The sequence below is a fragment of the Bacillus sp. MSP13 genome, from assembly GCF_000815295.1.
Classification (GTDB): domain Bacteria; phylum Bacillota; class Bacilli; order Bacillales; family Bacillaceae; genus Bacillus; species Bacillus vallismortis.
In genome coordinates this window covers 44,274-68,342 of sequence record NZ_JXAQ01000014.1, presented here as the reverse complement: position 1 = coordinate 68,342, position 24,069 = coordinate 44,274, and the positions used below count along the sequence as shown (strand labels likewise).

Below are 24,069 nucleotides of genomic sequence, written 5' to 3'. Positions count from 1 at the left end.
TCGTTTTCATCCCCTTAATGTTTGAAGTGTCTAATGCCGGTGAATACCATGGCAATGCCGTACTCATCCGCTTTTTTGATGGAATCCTCATCACGTACAGATCCCCCTGGCTGAATGATAGCCGTAACGCCCGCTTTGGCCGCTTCTTCGACAGTATCCGGCATTGGGAAAAATGCATCTGATCCAAGTGCGCTGCCTTTTGCTTTTTCTCCCGCTTGCTCGATGGCAATTTTCGCTGATCCGACGCGATTCATTTGGCCTGCTCCCACGCCGACTGTCATGTTGTCTTTCGCAAGAACGATCGCATTTGATTTCACATGCTTGACGACTTTCCACGCAAGCTTCAAGTCTTCCCACTCTTGCTCGTTCGGCTCTCTTTTTGTTGGAATGCTGATCTCCGCATCATCGAAGCCGTGCATATCTAAATCTTGAATGAGCAGTCCGCCTTGAACGGATGTCAGTTGTTTTTCTTTTTGAACGGCAGCTGTCACATCAAGCGTCAGCAGACGAAGATTTTTCTTCGCAGTCAAGATGTCAAGTGCTTCTTGGCTGAATGAAGGCGCAATGATGATTTCTAAGAAAATGTTGTGAAGCGCCTCTGCGGTTGCTTTGTCCACTTCACGGTTCAGCGCGATAATGCCGCCGAAGATCGATGTTTGATCGGCTTCAAACGCTCTGTCAAACGCTTCTGCGATCGTTTTTCCTGTTCCGACGCCGCACGGATTCATATGCTTCACAGCAACCGCCGCCGGCTCAGTGAATTCACGGACGATTTGAACTGCTGCATCAGCGTCTTTAATGTTGTTGTAAGAAAGCTCTTTGCCGTGAAGCTGTTCTGCTTGCGCAATGGAGCCTTTGACAGGAAGAGCTGTTTGATAGAATGTCGCTTCCTGATGCGGGTTTTCTCCGTAGCGAAGTGATTGTTTTTTCTCAAATGTCACAGTGAATTGTTCTGGTTCTTTTTCACCGACAACATCTGTCAGATAGTCAGCAATCAGTGCGTCATACGCCGCCGTATGACGGAATACTTTTGCCGCCAGCTCGCGTTTTTTCTGAAGAGATACGCCGCCCTCTTCTTTGATTTGCTTGAGTACTGGGCTGTAATCGGCCGGATCGACGATAACCGTCACATCCTGATGGTTTTTCGATGCCGCACGCAGCATGCCCGGTCCGCCTATGTCGATGTTTTCAATCGCTTCTTCATATGTGACATCTTCTTTAGAAATCGTTTCTTTAAATGGATAAAGGTTGACGACAACAAGGTCAATCGGCTGAATCCCGTGTTCATTGATCTGCGCCATATGCTCTTCATTGCCGCGAACCGCCAGAAGACCGCCGTGAATATTCGGATGAAGTGTTTTGAGCCGTCCATCCATAATTTCAGGAAAGCCTGTCACTTCAGAAATTCCGATGACGTTCACACCGTTTTCTTGAAGAAGCCTTTTCGTTCCGCCTGTTGAAATCACTTCAACGCCAAGCTCTGTCAGTTCTTTTACGAAAGGAACGAGATTTGTTTTATCTGAAACACTGATTAATGCACGTCTAATAGTCATGCCTTTTCACCTCTGTTATTTAATCCTAATAGCTCTTTAATCACACGAGAATACCATTTATGCTCAAGCTTGTGAATCCGCTGTTCGATTGTTTGCAATGTATCATATTCGTCAATTTCGATTGCCTTTTGAGCGATGATCGGGCCTGTATCCATTCCTTCATCGACATAATGCACAGTGATTCCGGCCACCTTCACACCCGCGCGGTACGCCTGTCCGACTGCGTCGATTCCGGGAAACGCCGGAAGAAGTGACGGGTGAACGTTAATGATTTTTCCTCCGTATGCTTGTAGCAGCGTGTCACCGATCAGCCTCATATAGCCGGCAAGAACAATCAATTCAACGTCATGAAGATGAAGCTGTTCAATAATGGCCCGTTCAAAGGCGGCCTTGTTTTCATAAGACTTTGGCTCAAATGCAAAGGATGGAATGTGAAATGTTTCCGCCCGTTCGATGACTTTCGCCTGCGGTTTATCGCAAACGAGAAGCGATACGGACGCATCCCAGTTCTCCTCTTTTAAACGCGTCACGATGGCTTCGAAATTTGAACCGTTTCCGGATGCAAATACCGCAAATTTTTTCATGAAAGCGCCGCACCGCCGAATGTGACGCCTTCGCCTTGCCTCACACGCCCGATCAAATAGGCGTTTTCACCATGGCTTTCAAGCGTTCCGATCACATCTGTCAGATGCTCTTCTTTAACTGCCAACACAAAGCCGATGCCCATATTAAAGACGTTGAACATGTCTTCTTCCTTCAGCTTGCCGTACTTTTGCAGGAAAGAGAAAATCGGGGGGATCGGCCATGAGCCGTGATCGATTTCCGCACTTAAGCCTTCCGGAAGCATACGCGGGATATTTTCGATAAATCCTCCGCCTGTTACGTGAGCCATGCCGTCGACTTTTCCGCTTTTCACCGCGGCAAGCACAGGCTTCACATAAATTCTTGTCGGTTCAAGGAGCTCCTCGCCGAGCGGACGGTCAAACGGTTCATATGTTGTATCAAGATCCAGCTCCGCATCGTCCAAAAGCACTTTTCTCACAAGGGAAAATCCGTTGCTGTGAAGGCCGCTAGAGCTCAGGCCGATCAAAAGATGGCCTTCCTCGATGTTTTCTCCGGTGACGATTTCGTCTTTTTCCGCCACTCCGACTGAGAAACCGGCAATATCGTATTCATCAGCGGTATATAGTCCCGGCATTTCAGCCGTTTCGCCGCCGACCAAGGCTGAACTTGACTGCTCACAGCCGTTCGCCACACCTTGCACGATCTGCTCAATTTTCACAGGGTCCGCTTTGCCGACCGCTAAATAATCGAGGAAAAACAGCGGCTCTGCGCCTTGTGCCAGCACATCATTGACACACATCGCAACAGCGTCAACACCAATCGTGTCATGCTTATCGATGGAAAAAGCGAGCTTTAATTTTGTGCCGACACCGTCCGTTCCCGAAATTAAAACAGGTTTTTGATACGAAAGCTCAGACAGGTCAAACATGCCGCCAAAACCGCCAAGGCTGCCCATAACGCCAAGCCGTTTTGTGCGCTCCACGTGTTTTTTCATTCGTTTTACAGCTTCATATCCGGCTTCGATGTCAACCCCTGCGTTTTTATATGCTTCAGACATCCTATTCACTCCTTTAAGGCGCTTTTCAAAATATCTCCCCGAGGGCAGAAAGAGAAAGGCAGCCGAAACGCGCTGCCTTTATGTCATTTTCAAGTTTTTATTTGGTTAATACCGCTTCTTTTACATGAGGAAGCACTGTATCCTGATAAATTTCAGTCGGATATTTTCCTGTAAAGCATGCGAGACACTGTCCGCAATTCGCGTCATCGTATGTTCTGCCGATGCCTTTTAAGAGCCCATCCACACTCAAAAATGAGAGGGTGTCAGCCCCGATTTCCTGACGGATTTCTTCTACAGAATGGGAAGACGCGATCAACTCTTCATGTGTGGACGTATCAATGCCGTAAAAGCACGGATGCGCGATCGGCGGTGAACTGATTTTCACATGCACCTCTGTCGCACCCGCTTCTCTGAGCATCGTGACAATCCGGCGGCTTGTTGTTCCGCGCACGATCGAGTCATCCACCATAACGACGCGTTTGCCTTCCACAACCCCGCGCACTGCTGATAGCTTCATTCTAACGCCTTGCTCACGCAGAGCCTGGGACGGCTGTATAAACGTTCTGCCGACATAGCGGTTTTTGATTAAGCCGAGCTCGTACGGGATGCCTGTTGCTTCAGCATATCCGATCGCCGCAGAAATACTGGAATCCGGAACCCCTGTTACAACATCAGCCTCAACTGCGGATTCCTGAGCCAGCATTTTCCCAAGGTTTTTACGCGCGCTGTGCACATTAATGCCGTCGATATTACTGTCAGGTCTGGAGAAATAAATGTACTCCATGCTGCAAATGGAACGGTTGATATTCATCGAAAAACGCTCTGATTTCATGCCTTCATCATTAATGATCAGCATTTCGCCCGGTTCTACCTCACGAAGGTACGTGGCGCCGACAACATCAAATGCGCACGTTTCTGATGCGACCACATAAGCGTCGCCCAGCATGCCGATTGACAGCGGCCTCAGCCCGTTTGGATCAAGCGCGACAATCATTTCTGTTTCGGTCATAATCAAGAATGCGTATGCGCCTTTCAGCATGGAAAGGGAATTTTTCATTTGGTCCTTCAGCGTGAAGTGGCCGCTTCTTTTGATCAGGTGAGCCAAAACCTCTGTGTCCGAAGACGTCTGAAAGATGCTTCCTTGATTTTCGAGCTGCTGCTTCAGCTGAGTGGCGTTGACAAGGTTTCCGTTATGGGCAAGCGCCAGGCTGCCGTTGTTTTGAGAATGGAAGAGGAGCGGCTGAACATTTTCATAGCCGCCGCCTCCAGCCGTTGCGTACCGAACGTGCCCGATTGCGCCTTTTCCTTTTACTTTGCTGAGCTCGCCATTTTGAAACACTTCGGTGATCAGCCCTTGGCCTTTGTGCGCCGTCAGTTTTTCACCGTCAGTTGCCACAATGCCAGCGCCCTCCTGTCCTCGGTGCTGGAGGCTGTGGAGGCCGTAGTACGTGATTTGCGGAGCTTCTTCATGTCCCCAAATCCCAAATACGCCGCACTCTTCATTTAAGCCTTTGATTTCAGCAAGCATGGGATAGCTCCTTTCCATACGCGTTCAAGCTCTTTCGTTTGCGCATGAATCAATTGTTGTCCGTCTTGGTTTTGAATCGCCAGAAGTCCGTCAGCTGTTACTTCACCGATATGAACGGCATCTTTTACAACTGCTTCAAACGCTGCTTGATGTTCTGTTTTCACAGAAACGACGAAGCGGGATTGAGATTCAGAGAATAATAATGCCGCTTCCCCTTCTACAGTCACGCTCACGCCAAGGTTTTCCGTCGTCATGACACTTTCCGCAATCGCTACGCCCAGGCCGCCTTCAGATACATCATGCGCAGATTGAACAAAGCCTTTTTTAATCGCGTCAAGCAGTGCTTTCTGGCGTGACAGCTCTACATCAAGGTCAATTTGCGGCGCTTTTCCGTAAATGCTGCTTTCTGTCATTTTTTGCAGCTCGCTTCCGGCAAACTCAGGTTTTGTTTCCCCGATTACGTAAACGAGATCTCCCGCTTGTTTGACATACTGTGTTGTAATGTGTGCTGTATCTTCAATTAAGCCTACCATGCCAATAACAGGTGTCGGGTAAATCGCCGTGCCGTTTGATTCGTTGTAAAGCGATACGTTTCCGCCAATTACCGGTGTGCTAAGAACATTGCACGCCTCGCTGATGCCATCAGCAGCTTTTTCGATCTGCCAGAAGATTTCTGGTTTCTCTGGGTTTCCGAAGTTAAGGTTATCTGTGACCGCAAGCGGTTCTGCACCTGAGCAAACAATGTTGCGCGCCGCTTCAGCGACAGCGATTTTCCCGCCGACTTCAGGATCAAGATAGAGATAACGCGCGTTACAGTCTGTCGTCATCGCCAGCGCCTTTTTCGTTCCGCGTATTCTGAGAACACCCGCATCAGACCCGGGAGCGACAACTGTGTTCGTCCGCACCATGTAGTCATACTGATCGTAAACCCACTCTTTGCTTGCGATCGTCGGCTGCTGGAGGAGCGCCTTCAGTGTTTCATTCGCATCATCAATTTGAGGAGCCGGAACGTCAGTTTCTAAAAACTCGCGGTAGTATACAGGCTCTTGTGAAGGCTTATGGTAAACCGGCGCTTCTTCTGCCAACGCATCAACAGGCAGCTCGCACACAATCTCATCTTTGTGTGTCAGGCGAAGCATCTTATCATCTGTCACACGTCCGACAGAAACCGCTTCAAGATCGTATTTGTCAAAAATATCGATGATTTCCTGCTCACGTCCGCGCTCGATGACCAAAAGCATCCGTTCCTGTGATTCAGAAAGCATCATTTCATATGCAGTCATACCTGTTTCACGCTGGGGAATCAGGTCAAGGTTCATTTCAATACCAGAGCCGGCTTTACTTGCCATCTCCGCACTTGAGCTTGTTAAACCGGCAGCTCCCATATCCTGTATGCCGACTAACGCATCGCATTGGATGACTTCCAAGCATGCTTCAAGCAAGAGCTTCTCCATAAACGGATCGCCGACTTGAACGGCAGAACGCTTTTCTTCAGACGAATCAGACATTTCTTCAGAAGCAAACGTAGCGCCGTGGATCCCGTCACGCCCTGTTTTCGCTCCTACGTACATGACTGTGTTGCCGACACCCTTCGCCTGGCCTTTTTTGATATCTTCATGGTTGATTAGACCGACGCACATTGCGTTGACGAGCGGATTTCCTTCATAACTGCTGTCAAACTGCACTTCTCCGCCGACTGTCGGGATGCCGATACAATTGCCATATCCGGCGATACCCGCTACTACTTCTTCAAACAAGTACTTCACGCGCGGTGAAGTCAGTTCGCCAAATCGAAGAGAGTTCAATACAGCGATCGGTCGGGCACCCATTGAGAAAACGTCACGGATAATGCCGCCTACGCCAGTCGCAGCGCCTTGGTAAGGTTCGAGAGCTGATGGGTGGTTATGTGATTCAATTTTGAACACAACCGCTTGGTTGTCACCGATATCAACGATTCCGGCGCCTTCCCCCGGACCCTGCAGCACACGCTCGCCGCTTGTCGGGAATTTACGCAGAATCGGCTTTGAGTTTTTGTAACTGCAATGCTCTGACCACATGACAGAAAAGATTCCGATTTCTGTGTAGTTCGGCAATCTGCCAAGAATGGATTCAATCAATGCAAACTCATCATCACTGACACCCATTTGCTGATACAGTTTCTCTTCTTTTATTTGTTCTTTACTTGGTTCAAGCAGTAGTGACATGAGTTTCCCTCCAATTTTTCACGATAGACTGAAACAATGTAAGACCGTCGGCGCTTCCAAGCAGGTCATCAACCGCGCGCTCAGGGTGAGGCATCATGCCTAATACGTTGCCTTTCTCATTCACGACACCGGCAATGTCGCTGACACTTCCGTTCATATTGAAGCCGTATGTGAACGCGATTTGGTTGTTAGCTTTCAATGAAGCAAGCGTTTCGTCATCACAGTAGAAATTTCCTTCACCATGGGCAACCGGGATGGTAATCGATTGGCCTTTTTCGTAGGAAGAAGTGAATAAAGTTTCGTCGTTCTGAACAATCAATTCAGCCGGACGGCAAATGAACTTCAAACCTTTGTTGCGTCTCATTGCGCCTGGAAGAAGGCCAAGCTCCTGTAAAATCTGGAATCCGTTACAGACGCCGAGAACAGGTTTTCCTTCAGCCGCCGCCTGTTTGACAGCTGGCATAATATTCGCAAATCGGGCAATAGCGCCGCATCTTAAATAATCGCCGTAAGAAAATCCTCCCGGGATTAACACGCCGTCGAAGCCGTCAAGGCTTGTTTCCTCATGCCAGACGTATTCGACTTCATGGCCAAGCTCATCCTTTACAGCATGATACATATCGATATCACAGTTGGAGCCGGGTAACACAATCACCGCAAATTTCACTGTGCGACTACCTCCTCAACCTCGTATCTGTAATCTTCAATTACTGTATTCGCAAGAAGCTTTTCGCACATTTCTTTCACCAGTACGTCAAGATCGCGGTCAGATTTTTCAATGGTAAGCTCCATGTATTTTCCGATGCGCACATCTTGAACTTCGTTGTAAGTCATACTGTGCAAGGCATGCTGGACAGCGCTCCCTTGTGGATCTAGCACACTTTCTTTTAAGCTGACATAAACTTTCACTTTATACATGATGAATGCCTCCCAGTCTTTTGAAAATCTCTTCGTATGCATCGGTTAAGCTTCCCAGATTGCGCCTGAATAAATCTTTGTCCAGCTTTTCGTTCGTGTCTTTATCCCACAAGCGGCATGTGTCAGGAGAAATTTCATCCGCCAATAGCACTTGCCCGTCTGCATCTAAACCGAATTCAAGCTTGAAATCTATTAATCTGACATGACAATCGTCAAAAATGGCCTGAAGCTCTTCATTTACTGTTTTTGTAATGGACTTGATCGTGTCTACCTGCTTAGGAGTTGCCGCTTTTAAAAGCCAAATATGATCTTCTGTGATGAGCGGATCACCCAGCGCGTCATCCTTGTAGTAAAACTCGATAATCGGCTGTTCAAGCTCCGTGCCTTCTGGAATGCCGAGACGTTTGGACATGCTTCCTGCCACAACATTTCTGACGACGACTTCAAGCGGCACAATTGTCACTTTTTTAATAAGCTGCTCTGTTTCAGATATGCGCTCGATGAAGTGGTTGTTAATCCCCTTAGTATGAAGGTGTTTGAAAATCAGGCTTGAAATCTCGTTATTTAAGCGTCCTTTGCCGCTGATTTCTGCTTTTTTCTCGCCGTTAAAAGCAGTGGCGGAGTCTTTATACACGACATACAGCGTGTTTTCGTCATCGGTTTTGTAGATCTTTTTTGCTTTTCCTTCGTATAAAAGTTCATTCTTCACAATATTCACGGAAGGCCTCCTAACCCGAATGTTGGGAATTTTCAAACTGCGACGACTTAGAAGAAGCCGCCTAAAAGCTTCTTCTATGCCAAACCTAAACGTTCAAAGATCAGATCAACATTTTTCAGATGGTAGTTGTAATCAAAGCAGTCAGCGATTTTTTCCGGAGAAAGACGGGACGTGATTTTCTCTTCCGCTTCCACAAGCTCACGGAACGGCACTTGTTTTTCCCACGCCTCCATTGCTTTCGGCTGTACTGTATCATAGGCTTCTTCACGAGTCAGGCCTGTGTCGATCAAAGCAAGCAGCACGCGCTGAGAGTAAATAAGGCCGAGTGTGCGATCCATGTTGCGCTTCATGTTTTCCGGGAAGACCGTTAAGTTTTTCACGATGTTGGAGAAACGGTTCAGCATGTAGTTCAGCGCGATTGTCGCATCCGGTAGAATAATCCGTTCTGCTGAAGAATGAGAAATATCGCGTTCGTGCCATAATGGAACATTTTCGTAAGCCGTCATCATGTAGCCGCGGATGACGCGCGCAATGCCTGTCATGTTTTCAGAGCCAATCGGATTTCGTTTGTGCGGCATAGCGGATGAACCTTTTTGCCCTTTCGCGAAGAACTCCTCAACTTCACGTGTTTCACTCTTTTGAAGACCGCGGATTTCAACTGCGAATTTCTCAACGCTTGTCGCGATCAAAGCGAGTGTCGCCATATAATCAGCATGGCGGTCACGCTGAAGCGTTTGTGTTGAAATCGGCGCAGCTTTCAATCCGAGTTTCTCACAGACATATTGCTCTACAAAGGGATCGATGTTCGCGTATGTGCCGACCGCGCCGGAAATCTTCCCAACCTCGATGCCTGCTTTCGCTTGTTTAAAACGCTCAAGATTCCGTTTCATTTCTTCATGCCAAAGCGCAAGTTTTAAACCGAATGTTGTCGGCTCAGCGTGTACGCCGTGTGTGCGCCCCATCATGACTGTGTATTTATGCTCTTTCGCTTTTTCTTTTATGATGTCAACAAATCTCTCAAGGTCCTTGAGCAGAATATCGTTTGCCTGTTTTAATAAGTAAGAAAGCGCAGTGTCCACAACGTCAGTTGACGTTAATCCGTAGTGCACCCATTTTCTTTCTTCGCCCAGTGATTCGGAAACGGCGCGTGTAAAAGCGACAACGTCATGGCGCGTGTCCTGTTCGATTTCTAAAATGCGGTTGATGTCAAATGACGCGTTCTCGCGCATAACCTTTACGTCTTCTTTTGGAATGACGCCAAGCTCCGCCCACGCTTCACAGGCAAGAATCTCAACTTCCAGCCATGCTTGAAATCTGTTTTCATCCGTCCAAATCGCGGACATTTCAGGTCTTGAATAACGTTCGATCATTCTGCTTGTCCTCCGTCTCTATTCATCCATTTATTTGTGATCTCCTGAATCCAGTAGTCTTCAGGCTGCTTCATAAATGTAATATGCCCCATTTTGCGGCCTTTTTTGATTTCATGTTTTCCGTATATATAGAGCTTCGCTTCTTTTATAAGCTCAGGCTCTTCCTCCACAAGCTTCACTTCATCGCCGAGTAGATTTACCATCATGCCCGGCTTCAGCAAATCTGTTTTCCCGAGCGGCAGGCCGCATACCGCTCTGATATGCTGTTCAAACTGGCTCGTTTCGCAAAGATCCAGCGTATAATGCCCTGAATTGTGCGGTCTCGGCGCCAGTTCATTGACCAAAAGCTCTCCGTCTTCGGTCAGGAACATTTCAACAGCGAGCGGCCCGACAAGGTTAAGCTCGCCTGCAAGCTTAACAGCCAGCTCAGCAGCCTTCTTCTGAATACCTTCCTCCACCCGCGCAGGCACGATGCTTTGGAAAAGAATATTGTTGTGATGGATGTTTTCAGCTGCCGGAAATGCAGAAACTTCGCCGTTTACCGATCTGACGACAATGACCGACAGTTCCATTTTAAAAGAAACCCAGCTTTCGAGAATGCAAGTTCCGTGTTCTAAAAGAGCGGCAGCCTGCTTCATTTGCGCCTCTTCCTTGATCACAAATTGGCCTTTGCCATCATATCCGCCGCGGCATGTTTTCAGTACTGCGGGAAGCCCCAGATCCTGAATCGCCTGTTTCAGTTCATCCTTTGTTGTGACGATTTTGTACGGCGCGACTTCACAGCCCGCGTCTTGAATGGCTTTTTTCTCTGTTTCACGGTTTTGGGTAATGAGCAGCAGCTCACTTCCTTGCGGGAGATACGCATGATCTTTTAGCCAATGCAGCGCATCATAGTCGATGTTTTCAAATTCATACGTGATGATGTCGCTGATTTCAGCCAATTTCCGAATCGCTTCACGGTCATTGTAATGAGCGGTAATCTCAACATCCGCAACCTGGCCGCACGGCGAATCTTTCACTGGATCAACGACTGCGACTTTATACCCCATTTGTTTAGCGGACACAGCCATCATTTTCCCAAGCTGGCCGCCGCCGATGATGCCGATGACAGCTCCCGGATAGATCGTTTGTTTAGACAAGCTGATCACTGCTTTCTAACACCGCCTGTTTTGTTTTTTCTCTTCTCTCATCCAGCTTACGGGCAAGATCCGCGTCAAAAGCTGACAACATGTGCGCCGCTAACAGGCCTGCGTTCACAGCGCCCGCTTTGCCGATGGATGTTGTCGCAACAGGCACGCCTCCAGGCATCTGGACGATGGAAAGAAGTGAATCGAGTCCGTTCAGCGCCTTAGACTGAACCGGAACTCCGATGACCGGCAGCGCCGTTTTTGCAGCCGTCATCCCCGGCAAGTGCGCCGCCCCTCCTGCTCCGGCGATGATCACCTTGATGCCTCTTTCTCTCGCAGTCTCAGCGTATTCAAACATGAAATCAGGCGTCCGGTGAGCGGAAACGACCTTTTTTTCGTACGGAACTTTAAGTTCGTCAAGTATGTCGCATGCGTTTTTCATTGTCTCCCAATCGGAAGTGCTTCCCATGATGATTCCTACTAGCGGCTGCATTCTGTTCCCACCTTCTCATGCTTTTGTTTTCAGAAAATAAAAAATACCCGCTCTGCATTGCACTTATGAGGAAGCAATACAAACCGGGCATGGTACATGTATCGTCAGTCGTTCGCTTCTGCGATATATCCATGTCAGTTTTATCGATCACTTTCCTGCATAGTCCGGCAATTTACGGTTGCCAGGTAGAAACTTATGGGCCATATTCCCAAGATTATATGAGGTCGTGTTTTGATTTCATGTTTATCTTAACAACGGACATGGATAATGTCAACGATATTATCGAACGATACAAAAATTGATTCTGTTAATGTTCGTGTTTTAGATCAGTTTCCCTTCAAAAATGATTTTTCTCCCGCATGGAACGATCTGAATTGACCCATTTTCCTTTTTCTCCATAAAAATAGGCTCCTCCATTCGCCGTACAGGCAAATATCCTTCCTCTTTCATTTGTTGAAGCACAGCGTCAATCGTTTGCTGCTCTGTCACTTCAAACTTTTTCTTCTTCGGCTTTGCCATTATTCTTTAATTCTCCTCTTCTTCACCGCTTTGACCCAGAAGCCGCCGTGGATTGTTTTTGGTTCATACGCAATAATAAAGGCTTTTGAATCAATTGTCTTAATCGTATCATACAGCTGGAGTTCATACTTTCTCGGTGTCAGAATCTGAAGGGCTGTACGGTCGCCTTCAAGTCCGCCGGCCACCCAGTTTGTCACGCCGTAGCCTTTTTCACGGAGCTGCCTTGGAAGATCAACATCCAGCTCCTTCGTAATCACATTGACCATAATATAGCCAAGCGCCAACTTTTCTTCTATTTTCATGCCGACAATGACGCCAAGACCGTATCCAAGCGCGTACGCAATTACGTTTTGAACCTGGTCTAAGTTATCAAGCACCAGACTCAGCCCTGTCACATAAACCAGTATCTCAATCGTACTGATACCGGCCGCTAAATACCTCTGGCCTTTCAGCGTTAAAATCATTCTTATCGTAAAAAATGACACGTAGACAATATTAATAATGAGAATTATGAGTACCATAGCTATCCCATTTGATAAGATGGTTTGCATCATTTCATTTCATCCCCCTACTCTTCAGCATGCATAAAGCATTCATATTCTACTAGAGAAACACGCTGTTTTCAATCAACCGATGCCCTAAACCGCTTGAAAAAATGTCGACACGCTTTATCAGATTAAACAATAGTAGCTTACCCTTTTTCTAACCTTTTCAACATCAAAACAAAAAAGCCCGCTTTTCAGCAGACTCACCTCTTCTCATATCTATTGTCAGATCTCTTTTTTCATTTTCAGAAGGGACTTGTATTCTTTTTCAAGCTCACTCAGCGTATAATCAGCAAGCTGTTCCCCTCTTCCCTGATAAAATTCCGAGAGCAGTAATTTGGTTTTTAAAAATTGCTTCTTTTGGTTAATCGCTCGGCGAAGTACTTCAGCCATGTCCATCATCCTCCTTACACATAAAGGTTTGTACGCTGGACGTTTACAGCATTTTCACCATCATACACGGATTAATCCTACAAATCAACTATGTTTTTTAGATATATTTGTAAAAAATGTGACATAAAAAAACCGGCTATGAACACCGGTTTTTTCATTAAAGCGGAATCAGCGACGCCGTGAAATATTCAGAGATAAACGGCCAGGTCACTGCCGTAAACAGCAGCCCTACAGCAACTACCGCAAACACACAATAGATATAGTCAATCGGTGCGTCCTGTGCGGCCTGATACAGACGCTGGACATACAGCGCCATCATGAAAAAGATCGAAAACAAGATCAGCACTGTAAACAGAACTGTCAGCATCGGGATATTTACGATCGCAAAGATCAGCCAAAGGAGTGAAACAGCAATTACCGGCACTAACAATGAACCTACACAGGCAGCAATTTCTCTGAACGTCACCTTCTGCTTCATCATGTAGCGGGAAACGGCCCATATAGCAAAGACCATTACCGCGAAAAAGAGAAGCAAATACACAAGTACGACTAAAAATCCGTCATAGAAAGCGTGATGACGTTCTCCAAACCCAAGCGGCCGGTTCCAGCTGGCCTTTAACTGAAACCAGTTCCCGATTGAAAAGATCAAACTGAATATAAGCATTGAAATCAGGCCATACTTATAATGAGAAAAACCATCCGTAACAACGGTTTTCGCTGGTGATTTTAAAATTGAGAACGCAAAACCGCAATACCTGTTGATGGCTGCCCATACAGACGCAAGCTTGTCTTTAACAGTTGATTCACCGCGTTCCTTATGCAGTTTCTGCTTTTGTTTTTTCTTCTGCTTGCTTTGCCTGCTCGCCTTTCTGGACATTCTCGATAGCGGCTCTTCATCTGCATCTATTCTTTCACTCTGGTTAACTTCTTCTTCATACATTTCTTTTCTTTCTTCCGTCATGTCAGCAACTCCTATAAATAAAATACAGCGGAATACCATTCAGCAAGAAAATAAAACACTTATATAAGGTACCGAAGCCTTCCTGAACAGTCAAGTTATTTCCTTTTACATCATGCATGGCGGCACATCTACATGACGGTATATCCTATGAAATGGTTTTACCCTTTGCAACAAAAAAACCAGCTGCATCAGCAGCTGGTTTCATTCCTTATTTTAAGAAGATAAAGTACAGGATAAACACCACAAACAGTCCGTACATGATCGGATGAACCTCTTTTGCTTTTCCTTTGCACACCATTGTAATTGGATAGAAAATAAATCCAATCGCAATCCCGGTCGCGATGCTGTATGTTAGCGGCATCATGATCATGGTAAGGAAAGCGGGAACGGCCACCTCGAACTTATCCCAAGCGATTTTGCCAAGCGGCGCCACCATCAATGCACCGACAATAATCAGTGCCGGAGCTGTTACATTTGAGGTAACGACTGATAGAAGCGGCGAGAAAAACGTAGCCAGTAAAAAGAGAATGCCTGTTACAATTGCCGCAAATCCTGAACGGGCACCCGCAGCGACACCTGAGCTTGATTCCACGTAAGAAGTTGTGGTTGACGTACCGAGCATGGCGCCGATCACAATGGAAGATGAATCAGCCAAAAGCGCACGACCCGCACGCGGCAATTTATTTCCCTTCATTAAACCTGCTTGAGTTGCAACAGCAACAAGTGTACCCGCCGTATCAAAAAACCCGACAAACAAGAATGTTAAAATGACGATCAGCATTTGCACGGAGAAAATATCCGGCAGGTGAATCCATGCTTGTCCGAAAGTCGGCTCAAGGCTCGGTACACTGCCGATGATTTGAGTCGGAACCGGAACCAAACCGAAAATCATGCCGGCAACTGCTGTTAACAGCATCCCGATAAACACGCCCGCGTTCACGCGAAGCACCATTAAAATAACCGTTACAATCACACCGAAAATCGTTAACAGCACAGGACCGCTGTGAATGTTTCCAATGGTGACGAGTGTAGAAGGGTTAGAAGTAATAATTCCGGAACCTTGTAACCCAACGAATGTAATAAACAATCCGATCCCCGCGCCGACAGCCAATTTCAGCTCCGGCGGAATCGCGTTGATGATTTTTTCACGAAAACCTGTTAACGAAAGAGCAACAAAGATAAGACCTGAAATGAAAACACCAGACAAAGCGGCCTGCCATGAAATGCCCATGCCGAGGACGACAGAAAACGCAAAAAACGCGTTCAGCCCCATACCTGGCGCGATGGCGATCGGATACCTCGCGATCAATCCCATTAAAATACAGCCTGCTGCAGACGCCAGCGCTGTCGCTGTAAAGACCGCGCCTTGATCAATTCTCAGCGCCTCCGGAAAATCTTTCACGCTCTCCAAAGCAAGCGTAATCGGATTGACGAACAGAATATATGCCATCGATAAAAAAGTCGTTAATCCGCCAATGATCTCATTGCGATAGCTGGTGCCCAGCTCATCAAACTGAAAGTACTTTTTCAAGCTATTTGACTCCCTTCACTCTTTGCTATTTATCCTGCCCTGAAATCGCCAAATAAAAAACGCCCCAATGCATTTTGGGACGCTTGACTACAGACGGATTCCAGTTTGAATAAATAAACGTGTTTTATTTATATCAAACGAAAGAAATGTTTACGTAGTCAAGCCATTTACGGTAGCTTGGTAGAGACTTGCGAGCCATATCCCCGCGATTATACGAATTCATCTTATTTGATTTCTGTGTCTATTGTACCAAGTTCAATTTAAAATGACAATATAAAAAACGAACATTACTGATTCAAAAAAATGGTTTATTCGTCTATTGACTTAATTGGCAACAATGACAAAACCGTATGAATGGCTTCATACGGCTTTTCAACTTATTCTTATTTTATCATGGCAGGCTTATTCACCTGATGCACTGGTACAGTAAACGAGAATGGCTCTAGTTGAATGAGATCATTTAAAATGCCTTTATCGATATACAGACCGTAGTCATTAAACTTAAAATGCTGTAAAGACAGCTTATCAAGATATGGATCATCCAGTTCAAAAGTAGACACCATTTCGGCTGTGTTCATATTTTTCACTTTAGCTGTATTTGCTTTCAAATAATAACCTTCTTCATAATAAGCCAACGGATCAGCCCATGATTTCATTTTTTTCATATCACCAAGGCCAATCATTTCACCTATATTCACTAAATCATTTTCATTCATGCTTGAGGTATCAATTCCAGTGAAGCGGTATTGCACCAATACTTTTCTTCCTTCTTGTTTCATGTTATTGACTTCAATCCCTATGTTTTGATGGTTTGTTTTTGAAACATGAAACGGCATCTCAGCATTTAGCGGGACGATTTCACTGCCCTCTGCCTCGGATTTAATATATGCTCTTAATGTTAGCTTTTTCGCTTTTGGATTGATTGGTGATTCTAACTGTGTTTGTCCTTTTACTCTTACCGTTCTCTCGTTTATTTTTTTGCGGTCTCCAAGCACGATGTTTGACATTGTCATCTCATATATGTTTCCTAAATCATCCTTGACTTCATCAATTGCCACCGTATCATTTTTTGCTATGCCTTGGTAATCTATTGTAAATTGAAGGACAGATCCGAGCTTTCCATTCTCCACTTGAATATTGGAAAATTGATAACGATTATGATAAGCGGATACCACTTTTGAGCTTTCTAAATAATTTGCTTTCTTTTTGATAATTGGCAGTTTGAACCTCCAATTTCCCTGTATTTCGTTGATATGAGTAATCACAAAGGGTACGGTTTCCCCATTTTTTATTTGAATGCCATTTGTATAAATCCTTAATTGTCCTGCATATTGTTTATTATTTATTTTTTTAAGCATTAAGGAATCATAGTTAATTGAAAAATTGTTGTTATAACTCCCTTCGTCCACATCATACATGAGCTCTTTTTCATCAGACTGGAGGTTATCAACAGTAAAGTTATAGACAAGCTGTCCGGCATCGTAATAGGAGCTGTTTACAGAAACGGTGATTCCTCTGGATTCAGCCTTTTCATTCAAAGCTGTGACCAAATTGCTTTTAAACAATGATAGACCAACTTTATCTTGAAAATCCTTATAAATTTGTCCGACAATGGGGATGCTTCCCATCGCTTTGTTTACAGAGGGAAGAAAAAGACCAGATGATAAATACAATATACATACCACAGCAGCAATAGCCATTCCATTTGTAATGGTTCGTCCCCATTTAAAACGGCGTCTGCTGTTCCTGTCATTTTCAGCGCGAACAACAGCTTGATGTATTGCCTTTTTGAGTGCTTTCTTTGGCACTGCTATATCATCATACATCTGCTTCACTTGGTGTTTGTCCATTTGTTTTGATCCTCCTTTTCCAACTCCTGCTTCAATGCTTTTCTCGCTCTATGTAAATGGGTTTTGATCGTGCCTTCTGCCATTCCCGTTTGTTCAGCTATCATTGAAATCGAATAATCTTGAAAATAATAGAGCTGAATCGTGAGCTGAACATGTTCATCAAGTGAATCAATCGCATTTCGCAAATCCATGTGTTCCTCAATATTGGCTTGATCGGTTCCAGTATCATGCTGCTGCTCAAACGGAACCAAATCGCCTTTCTTTTTATTCATGGCAAAAATGGAATTGATCAATATTCGGGTTAGCCATGTTAAAAAATACTTTGGCTCTTTTAGTTTTTCTATATGAATAAAAGCTTTATAAGCCGTTTCCTGTACAGCATCAAGCGCATCTTCTTTGTTTCTTAAATAGAGATAGGCTGTTTTATATAACGTCTCCTGATGTGCCAGCATAAGCTTTTCAAAGGCTCGCGTATTTCCTTTTCTTGCCTTTGTAATCAATCTTTCTTCCTTCACCTTATCCACCTCCTATGTTGTTAGATAGGAAAACTGCCGAAACGGTTTCAAAAAGTTCACAAAAAAACGCCCCTTTTGAAAAAGGGACGTTTTTCTCATTGTTATTTACTTATTCCCACTCAATCGTCGCAGGCGGCTTACTTGTAATATCGTACACCACGCGGTTAATGTGCTTCACTTCGTTTACGATACGTGTCGAAATGACTTCAAGCACATCCCACGGGATACGCGCCCAGTCAGATGTCATGCCGTCGATTGATGTAACGGCGCGGATGCCGATTGTGTAATCATACGTTCTTGCGTCACCCATAACACCGACGCTGCGGATGTCAGGAAGAACAGTGAAGTATTGCCAGATATCACGCTCTAATCCGTGATTCGCAACTTCTTCACGTAAAATCGCATCTGATTCACGAACGATTTCCAGTTTTTCTTCTGTTACTTCGCCAAGAACGCGGATTCCGAGTCCCGGTCCTGGGAAAGGCTGGCGCCAAACGATGTCATCGGGAATGCCGAGCTCTGTGCCAAGCGCGCGCACTTCGTCTTTGAAGAGCGTGTTTAACGGCTCGATCAGTTCAAACTGCATGTCTTCTGGAAGCCCGCCGACATTGTGGTGAGATTTGATCGTTTGCGCCGTTGCCGTACCGCTCTCGATGATATCAGTGTAAAGCGTTCCTTGTGCAAGGTAGTCGATGCCTTTGAGCTTGTCCGCTTCATCATCGAACACGTAAATGAATTCATTGCCGATGATTTTGCGTTTTTGCTCAGGATCAGAAACGCCTTTTAGCTTATTTAAGAATCTATCTTGTGCGTCTACTTTAATGACGTTCATGTTAAAGCCTTCACTGAATGTTTTCATAACCCCTTCAGCCTCGCCTTTACGGAGAAGGCCATGGTCTACAAAGATACAAGTCAGCTGGTCGCCGATCGCTTTATGAATCAAAACAGCAACAACAGAGGAATCAACGCCGCCGCTTAGCGCGCAAAGAACCTGCTTGTCTCCGACCGTTTCACGGATTTTTTGCATTTCGATTTCGATAAAGTTCTCCATTGACCATTTGCCTTCACATTCGCAAACGCCGAATACAAAGTTTTTCAAGAGATCATTGCCATATTCAGAGTGGCGCACTTCCGGGTGAAACTGAACGCCGTACCATTTTTTGTCCGCTTTGCTCATCGCTGAGTTCGGGCAGTGATGGCTTGTCGCGTCAACAGTGAAGCCTTCAGGAACTTCCACAACCAAATCGCCGTGGCTCATCCAAACCACTTGTTCGTTCGGAAGATCTTTGAACAAATCAGGTGTGCCTTCGATGTGGATGTTTGCTTTTCCGTATTCACGCTGGCTTGCCGCTTCAACTTTACCGCCAAGGTAATGAGTCATCAGCTGCATGCCATAGCAAATTCCCAAAACAGGAATATCAAGCTCGAAGATTTTCTCGTCACAGCGGAAAGAGTTTTCATCATACACACTGTTTGGACCGCCGGATAAAATAATTCCTTTTGGATTCATTTCTTTAATTTCTTCAGCCGTCAATGTATGGGGATGCAGCTCGCTGTATACACCGAATTCACGGATACGGCGTGTAATCAGCTGGTTATACTGACTGCCGAAATCAAGGACAAGAATCATTTCATTCACTAACTTTGTCATGGTTGTCACCTAATCTCCTCTAAGTTTTTTGACACAGAAAAAACGAGGACAGATATGAAGCCGCTCCGCCCTCTTTGGCAAGGCCGTTTGCCGAAGTCCGGCAACTCGCTCCCAGACTCCGATAATATTCACTAATTCTAACAACACGTCGATAAGCGGTCAAGACCATCTTCTTTTAATTAAATTTTCCCATAACTTTCTGGATTCATTCCAAAGTGAAGCCGAATCTTCATTTCTGTAAAGCGCCCGTTCATAGCGTAGTGTCAGCTTTGACATGTCTTCCGATCCATATTTTCCATCGATTCGTTTCGCATAATCACGGAGCGTTTCACTGTCTCTTTTCGGCAGTCCCCTTCTCTTCAGCTGTTTGAGCAGGGCGCCATACGCCTCGTAAAACACGATCTGATCGCTGCGGCGCTTCCACCTTCTCACAACCAAAATAGGAATCCATAATGAGCGGAAAACATACAGCAAAACCGTTGCCAAGAGCAGAGCTGCTAGAACCGCAACCGTTCCATACCAGCCCGCACCGGCATGTGCATGTGAAGCAGACGGTTTGTTAGACTCAAGGGTCTCGCGTTTTTCCTTTTGTTTTTCCGCCTGTTTTTTTCTTCTTTCTGCTCTTCTTTTGTTTTCTCCGGTGAGCTGCTGCCTTCGCTGCCGCCAGAATCCTGTGTGTCAGAAGAAGTAAACACAGCCGGGTTTGTAAACCCTTTCGTCGGCTCAAATGTGACCCAGCCCTGTTCTGGGAAATACACCTCGACCCAGGAATGGGCATTGTTATTGGTCACTTCGTAGATGCTGCCGTTTTTGTTTCCTGCTTCTTTATATTCGCCTGATGTATACCCCTTTACCCAGCGGGCCGGAATGCCGGCCGAACGGAGGAGCACCACCATTGCGGAAGAAAAGTTATCACAGTAGCCCATCTTTGTTTCAAACAGAAATTGATCGACATAATCCTCATGATCCTTAGGTATGGTCACGTTTTCGGTTTCATATGTGAACTCGTTTGAGCCTAAATAGTCCTCTACCGCTTTCACCTTATCAAACATATTATCGTGTTCCTGAGTCAGCTTGGCCGCAAGGGTTCTCACCCGCTCAGGCAGTGATTCTGGCAGCTGCATAAAGCGGTCGCTGAATGTGTATTCCTCACTGTTGTTTCTCACTTTTACCTTTCTCAGCTCATCCAGCTTGTAGACCGGGGAATTGTATATGATGGTATACCTCCCCATATTTCTGATCTCACCGGCTTGCTCACTGATCGGAGAAATTTGTTCTGTGTTCCCGTTCATTTCAAGTGAGACAGCCTGCTTTGGCTTTATGGCCTTCGCACCGATCGGATACATGACATGGTTATACCCGTAGTGTTCATCGACTTTTACACGGACGGTGCTGCGCTCTGTCTCAACCTTGTGGTCAAACCATAGATTTTCAACTTGCCCTCCGCTTAGCTGATAGGACATGCCTGTATCCGTTTCAATCCAGCCTTTTCCGGTATACGTATCCTTCGTTTCCACACGAAAATACGTGCGCTCTTTTCCCTGCCAAGTAAAAACAGGTGTATCATCCGGCTGAAACGGGCCTCCGAGTGATTCATCATGGTTTCCGTATCCGATTTTGCTTTCTCCAGCCGGCACACGTTCTTGATTGGTGATTTTTTTGAGAAAAGGCACCGGATCAGGCCAAGCCGGATCCGACTTTGGAGCCGAAAGTCCGAATCCCACCGCAGCCAAGATAAATACGGATAACGGCAGAAACCATTTGAGGACAGAAGTTTTCGGCAACGCGATTCTTTCCATCAGCTTGATGCGTTCTAAGTATAAAAGGCCAAGCATAAAGAAGCCGATCAGCACGATACGGATGACGGCATAGGTGGCATCATATGGCGTAAAGGTATCAAGAATCGTAATATACGCTACTGTCATCATAAAGAAAAATAAGATTCTTCTCTGGTAAATCACCCAATAATGAAGGAGATAGACCAACAGCCACAGCAGCACAAAAAACAGCAGGGTCCGAAACGAAGGAATCATGTCATGCCATTGCCCTGATTGAATCAACGTGATATTCAAATAGACATCCTGTAAAAAAGAGCTGACCCAGCTCAAGTCAAATATGGAGCCTTGATAAAACAGGATGTGTATTGAGATCAACGTAAATAAGACACTAAAAGGAACAGTGACAAACCACCTCATCCTGAAAAAGGTCAGCAGAAACGTCAAGCCGATAAAGACAATAAAAAAGCCTGTATGTTTCGTATCTGTAAAACGGTCAAGCGGCCTGAGCCACTCCCAAAGCAATAAAAACGCCAGAAAATAAAATAACAGCAAGCTCAAACGGCTTCCCTTCTGATCATCGTGCGGCATGTGCACCCGTCACCTCTCTTTCTAAACAACACGCGAAACTCGTCCGCCTCTCATGACCTGAACTCTGATTCGTCGTTTCATCATCTGCTCGATCATGACATTTTCAGCTTGAGACAGCTCAGCATCTTTCTCTTTTGCCAGGATGACTGTAACCCGGCCGCCCCCGGTTTCCGCGATGTGCAGCAAATCTTCCGTGAACTGTCCTGTGACGAGCACCTTATCAGCCATGCGGACAGACGGCTTCCCCAGCTCCTCCCGTACATATCGGCTTACCGGGTCAGCCGCATCACAATGAGTGACCGCTAAATGCCGAAGCATTCGCTTAAAATGCTGCTCTCCCTCTTGAATAGGAAAAAGCGTTTTTTCCTTTCCGACTGAGGCCAGGCCCGCCCCCGCGCCGCTTTGTAAAACAGAATGAAGAATCGAAGCTGACACTGAAACGACCTCTTCGAATGCTTCAGAGGAAGAACGGTCCATCAGAAGAAACAGGTTTTTGCTTCGAGATGGTTCAAATTCCTTCGTCATCAGCTGGCTCCGCCGCGCGGAGGCCTTCCAGTCTAATGCGGCAAACCGGTCTCCCGGCTGATAATTCCGCACACTTGCCGCGACTGTGGAATGGTGCTGATGAACCGGAGAAGAACCGCTTACCCCATCTTCCTGATGCCTTTCATTCACCTGATAAGAAAGACGCTGAAAGGTTGGATAAACAAACAGGGTATCATCAAGCTCATAAAAAGCTGTTTTTTCAATCAAGCCGAGAACATCCCCGGTTCGCACCCTGACAGCTTGAAAATGATGTTCTCCGCGCGGTATACGAGCTAATTCATACGACATCGTCATACTCCGTTTAAACCATGGAAAAACGAGCCGGTTGGCCGCGGCTTCATCTCGTTTCAATGGCTCGAGTCCATCCGGCAGGCAATCTTCAATCACCATATACATCAGCGGAAACGGCAGCTTCCTTCTCAGCGTAACCGACACGCCCAGCCTGTCACCGGCATGCAATTGTGTTTTGGCCACTTCCCTTGAAGCCTGAAAAGAGCGAAGCGGATATAATGCCAGCAATCCGGCATACACGACAAAAGGAAGAAACGCATAAAACAAAAACCAGCTGACAAATCCGCCCTGAAACATCGCGTAAGAAAAAACAGCAGCCGTCAATAGCGTTAATACAATCAGCTTCCACCCATATACCAACCATTGCATCTTCTTCATCAGCGGATCGACGGCCTTTGAACCGGCACTTTCACAACGGACATGATCTCCCGTACGATCGCGCCTGCCTCGATTCCTTCAAATTTCGCCTCTGACTGCAGCAGCATCCGGTGCGGAAGCGTGAAAGGAGCCAAATATTGAATATCATCCGGAATGACATAGTCACGATGATGAAGCAGCGCATATGCTTGGGCCGCTTTCATGAGAGCGATTGATCCACGCGGACTGACGCCTAATTGAACAGAGGCATGCTGTCTCGTTTTCTGCACGATTTCTACTATATATTCTTTGATGCTGTCATCGACGCGGACATTTTGCACTTCCCTCTGTAAACGGATGAAGTCTTCTCTTGTAATAACCGGCTCAAGCGTCTCTATCGGATGGCTTTTTTCCTGAAGAGATAAGACGTCCAGTTCCTCATGAAAGGACGGATAACCCATGCGAAGTTTGAATAAAAAACGGTCAAGCTGGGCTTCCGGCAATGGGTACGTCCCTTCATATTCGAAGGGGTTTTGCGTTGCCATCACAAAAAACGGAGCGGCAAGCGGCATCGTATAGCCATCTACTGTAACGCTTCCCTCTTCCATCGCTTCAAGCAAAGCAGACTGTGTCTTCGGAGAGGTACGGTTGATTTCATCGGCCAGCACGATATTTCCCATAATCGGGCCGGGACGGTATTCAAATTCCAACGTTTTCGCATTATAGATGGATACGCCTGTTACATCAGACGGCAGCAAATCCGGAGTGAATTGAATTCTTTTGAAATCGGCGCCGATTGACTTAGCCAGCGCGCGAACCATCATCGTTTTCCCAACTCCGGGTACATCCTCAAGCAGCACATGCCCTTTGGCTAGAATGGCTGCTAAGCTGAGTATGGCGATGTCTCGTTTTCCAACCATGACTCTATTAATATGTTCAACTGCTTTTCCCAGCAAAGGATGCAGGTCTTCTTCGTATGCCATTCTTTTCCTCCTAGTCATCTACAAAATTC

At 46.0% G+C, this 24,069-nt stretch carries 21 protein-coding genes, 1 pseudogene and 2 riboswitches; all 22 genes and pseudogenes read right to left on the bottom strand.

Annotation, left to right across the window (positions count from 1 at the left end; translation table 11 throughout):
• Window positions 1–14 precede the first annotated feature (14 nt).
• The 22 genes and pseudogenes from purH to SC79_RS17000 all read right to left on the bottom strand — a co-directional run bounded on the left by purH (window position 15) and on the right by SC79_RS17000 (window position 24,040).
• The gene (gene purH, locus SC79_RS17105; protein ID WP_039076093.1) at window positions 15–1,553 is read right to left on the bottom strand and encodes a bifunctional phosphoribosylaminoimidazolecarboxamide formyltransferase/IMP cyclohydrolase; all 1,539 of its coding nucleotides are present in this window, start codon (window positions 1,551–1,553) and stop codon (window positions 15–17) included.
• Window positions 1,550–2,137 (bottom strand): phosphoribosylglycinamide formyltransferase, encoded by a 588-nt coding sequence (gene purN, locus SC79_RS17100; protein ID WP_039076092.1) that lies wholly within the window; start codon window positions 2,135–2,137, stop codon window positions 1,550–1,552. The genes purH and purN overlap by 4 nt, the downstream gene beginning before the upstream one ends.
• Complete coding sequence (purM, locus tag SC79_RS17095) at window positions 2,134–3,174, bottom strand: phosphoribosylformylglycinamidine cyclo-ligase (protein WP_039076091.1); 1,041 nt, start codon at window positions 3,172–3,174, stop codon at window positions 2,134–2,136. The genes purN and purM overlap by 4 nt, the downstream gene beginning before the upstream one ends.
• Window positions 3,175–3,271: 97 nt before the next feature.
• Window positions 3,272–4,702 carry an amidophosphoribosyltransferase gene (purF, locus tag SC79_RS17090; protein WP_039076090.1) on the bottom strand — a complete coding sequence of 477 codons (1,431 nt, stop codon included), beginning with the start codon at window positions 4,700–4,702 and terminating at the stop codon, window positions 3,272–3,274.
• A complete protein-coding gene (gene purL, locus SC79_RS17085; RefSeq protein WP_039076089.1) occupies window positions 4,678–6,906 on the bottom strand; it encodes a phosphoribosylformylglycinamidine synthase subunit PurL in 2,229 nt (742 codons plus the stop codon). The genes purF and purL overlap by 25 nt, the downstream gene beginning before the upstream one ends.
• Complete coding sequence (gene purQ, locus SC79_RS17080; RefSeq protein WP_039076088.1) at window positions 6,890–7,573, bottom strand: phosphoribosylformylglycinamidine synthase subunit PurQ; 684 nt, start codon at window positions 7,571–7,573, stop codon at window positions 6,890–6,892. The genes purL and purQ overlap by 17 nt, the downstream gene beginning before the upstream one ends.
• Entirely contained in the window at window positions 7,570–7,824 is a 255-nt protein-coding gene (gene purS / locus SC79_RS17075) for a phosphoribosylformylglycinamidine synthase subunit PurS (RefSeq protein ID WP_003219409.1), read from the bottom strand. Before purS ends, purQ begins: the two co-directional genes overlap by 4 nt.
• A complete protein-coding gene (gene purC, locus SC79_RS17070; protein ID WP_039076087.1) occupies window positions 7,817–8,542 on the bottom strand; it encodes a phosphoribosylaminoimidazolesuccinocarboxamide synthase in 726 nt (241 codons plus the stop codon). Before purC ends, purS begins: the two co-directional genes overlap by 8 nt.
• A 74-nt stretch (window positions 8,543–8,616) precedes the next feature.
• The gene (purB, locus tag SC79_RS17065) at window positions 8,617–9,912 is read right to left on the bottom strand and encodes an adenylosuccinate lyase (protein ID WP_039076086.1); all 1,296 of its coding nucleotides are present in this window, start codon (window positions 9,910–9,912) and stop codon (window positions 8,617–8,619) included.
• The gene (purK, locus tag SC79_RS17060; RefSeq protein WP_039076271.1) at window positions 9,909–11,051 is read right to left on the bottom strand and encodes a 5-(carboxyamino)imidazole ribonucleotide synthase; all 1,143 of its coding nucleotides are present in this window, start codon (window positions 11,049–11,051) and stop codon (window positions 9,909–9,911) included. Before purK ends, purB begins: the two co-directional genes overlap by 4 nt.
• On the bottom strand, window positions 11,044–11,532 hold the full coding sequence (purE, locus tag SC79_RS17055) for a 5-(carboxyamino)imidazole ribonucleotide mutase (protein ID WP_039076085.1): 489 nt from the start codon (window positions 11,530–11,532) through the stop codon (window positions 11,044–11,046). The genes purK and purE overlap by 8 nt, the downstream gene beginning before the upstream one ends.
• 140 nt (window positions 11,533–11,672) lie before the next feature.
• A riboswitch (purine riboswitch) is annotated at window positions 11,673–11,774 on the bottom strand.
• Between the two features lie 79 nt (window positions 11,775–11,853).
• Window positions 11,854–12,051, bottom strand: coding sequence for an NETI motif-containing protein (locus tag SC79_RS17050; protein ID WP_039076084.1), 198 nt, complete (start codon window positions 12,049–12,051; stop codon window positions 11,854–11,856).
• Window positions 12,051–12,605, bottom strand: a complete 555-nt coding sequence (locus SC79_RS17045; RefSeq protein WP_039076083.1) for a DUF2179 domain-containing protein — start codon at window positions 12,603–12,605, stop codon at window positions 12,051–12,053. Before SC79_RS17045 ends, SC79_RS17050 begins: the two co-directional genes overlap by 1 nt.
• A gap of 216 nt (window positions 12,606–12,821) precedes the next feature.
• Window positions 12,822–12,989 carry a Fur-regulated basic protein FbpA gene (locus tag SC79_RS20215; protein ID WP_052245624.1) on the bottom strand — a complete coding sequence of 56 codons (168 nt, stop codon included), beginning with the start codon at window positions 12,987–12,989 and terminating at the stop codon, window positions 12,822–12,824.
• Between the two features lie 157 nt (window positions 12,990–13,146).
• Window positions 13,147–13,950 (bottom strand): hypothetical protein, encoded by an 804-nt coding sequence (locus tag SC79_RS17040; RefSeq protein WP_039076082.1) that lies wholly within the window; start codon window positions 13,948–13,950, stop codon window positions 13,147–13,149.
• A 208-nt stretch (window positions 13,951–14,158) separates the two neighbouring features.
• Entirely contained in the window at window positions 14,159–15,481 is a 1,323-nt protein-coding gene (gene pbuG / locus SC79_RS17035; protein WP_039076081.1) for a hypoxanthine/guanine permease PbuG, read from the bottom strand.
• Between the two features lie 135 nt (window positions 15,482–15,616).
• Window positions 15,617–15,718, bottom strand: a riboswitch (purine riboswitch).
• Window positions 15,719–15,864: 146 nt separating this feature from the next.
• Window positions 15,865–17,331, bottom strand: coding sequence for a DUF4179 domain-containing protein (locus SC79_RS17030; protein ID WP_039076080.1), 1,467 nt, complete (start codon window positions 17,329–17,331; stop codon window positions 15,865–15,867).
• Window positions 17,313–17,846, bottom strand: coding sequence for a sigma-70 family RNA polymerase sigma factor (locus SC79_RS17025; protein ID WP_039076079.1), 534 nt, complete (start codon window positions 17,844–17,846; stop codon window positions 17,313–17,315). Before SC79_RS17025 ends, SC79_RS17030 begins: the two co-directional genes overlap by 19 nt.
• Before the next feature lie 109 nt (window positions 17,847–17,955).
• A complete protein-coding gene (gene guaA / locus SC79_RS17020) occupies window positions 17,956–19,497 on the bottom strand; it encodes a glutamine-hydrolyzing GMP synthase (RefSeq protein WP_039076078.1) in 1,542 nt (513 codons plus the stop codon).
• Between the two features lie 159 nt (window positions 19,498–19,656).
• A pseudogene (locus SC79_RS17010) lies at window positions 19,657–21,863 on the bottom strand (DUF4129 domain-containing transglutaminase family protein).
• Between the two features lie 21 nt (window positions 21,864–21,884).
• Window positions 21,885–23,081: a DUF58 domain-containing protein gene (locus tag SC79_RS17005; RefSeq protein WP_039076075.1), complete on the bottom strand. Its 1,197-nt coding sequence runs from the start codon at window positions 23,079–23,081 to the stop codon at window positions 21,885–21,887.
• On the bottom strand, window positions 23,078–24,040 hold the full coding sequence (locus tag SC79_RS17000; protein ID WP_039076074.1) for an AAA family ATPase: 963 nt from the start codon (window positions 24,038–24,040) through the stop codon (window positions 23,078–23,080). Before SC79_RS17000 ends, SC79_RS17005 begins: the two co-directional genes overlap by 4 nt.
• Window positions 24,041–24,069 lie beyond the last annotated feature (29 nt).

Coding starts and splice junctions, on each gene's coding strand:
- SC79_RS17030 (WP_039076080.1), bottom strand. CDS start 17,331: ATGGACAAACACCAAGTGAAGCAGATGTATGATGATATAGCAGTGCCA.
- guaA (WP_039076078.1), bottom strand. CDS start 19,497: ATGACAAAGTTAGTGAATGAAATGATTCTTGTCCTTGATTTCGGCAGT.
- SC79_RS17045 (WP_039076083.1), bottom strand. CDS start 12,605: ATGATGCAAACCATCTTATCAAATGGGATAGCTATGGTACTCATAATT.
- purB (WP_039076086.1), bottom strand. CDS start 9,912: ATGATCGAACGTTATTCAAGACCTGAAATGTCCGCGATTTGGACGGAT.
- SC79_RS17000 (WP_039076074.1), bottom strand. CDS start 24,040: ATGGCATACGAAGAAGACCTGCATCCTTTGCTGGGAAAAGCAGTTGAA.
- purS (WP_003219409.1), bottom strand. CDS start 7,824: ATGTATAAAGTGAAAGTTTATGTCAGCTTAAAAGAAAGTGTGCTAGAT.
- SC79_RS20215 (WP_052245624.1), bottom strand. CDS start 12,989: ATGGCTGAAGTACTTCGCCGAGCGATTAACCAAAAGAAGCAATTTTTA.
- purL (WP_039076089.1), bottom strand. CDS start 6,906: ATGTCACTACTGCTTGAACCAAGTAAAGAACAAATAAAAGAAGAGAAA.
- purF (WP_039076090.1), bottom strand. CDS start 4,702: ATGCTTGCTGAAATCAAAGGCTTAAATGAAGAGTGCGGCGTATTTGGG.
- purM (WP_039076091.1), bottom strand. CDS start 3,174: ATGTCTGAAGCATATAAAAACGCAGGGGTTGACATCGAAGCCGGATAT.
- purH (WP_039076093.1), bottom strand. CDS start 1,553: ATGACTATTAGACGTGCATTAATCAGTGTTTCAGATAAAACAAATCTC.
- SC79_RS17040 (WP_039076082.1), bottom strand. CDS start 13,950: ATGACGGAAGAAAGAAAAGAAATGTATGAAGAAGAAGTTAACCAGAGT.
- purE (WP_039076085.1), bottom strand. CDS start 11,532: ATGCAGCCGCTAGTAGGAATCATCATGGGAAGCACTTCCGATTGGGAG.
- purN (WP_039076092.1), bottom strand. CDS start 2,137: ATGAAAAAATTTGCGGTATTTGCATCCGGAAACGGTTCAAATTTCGAA.
- SC79_RS17050 (WP_039076084.1), bottom strand. CDS start 12,051: ATGGCAAAGCCGAAGAAGAAAAAGTTTGAAGTGACAGAGCAGCAAACG.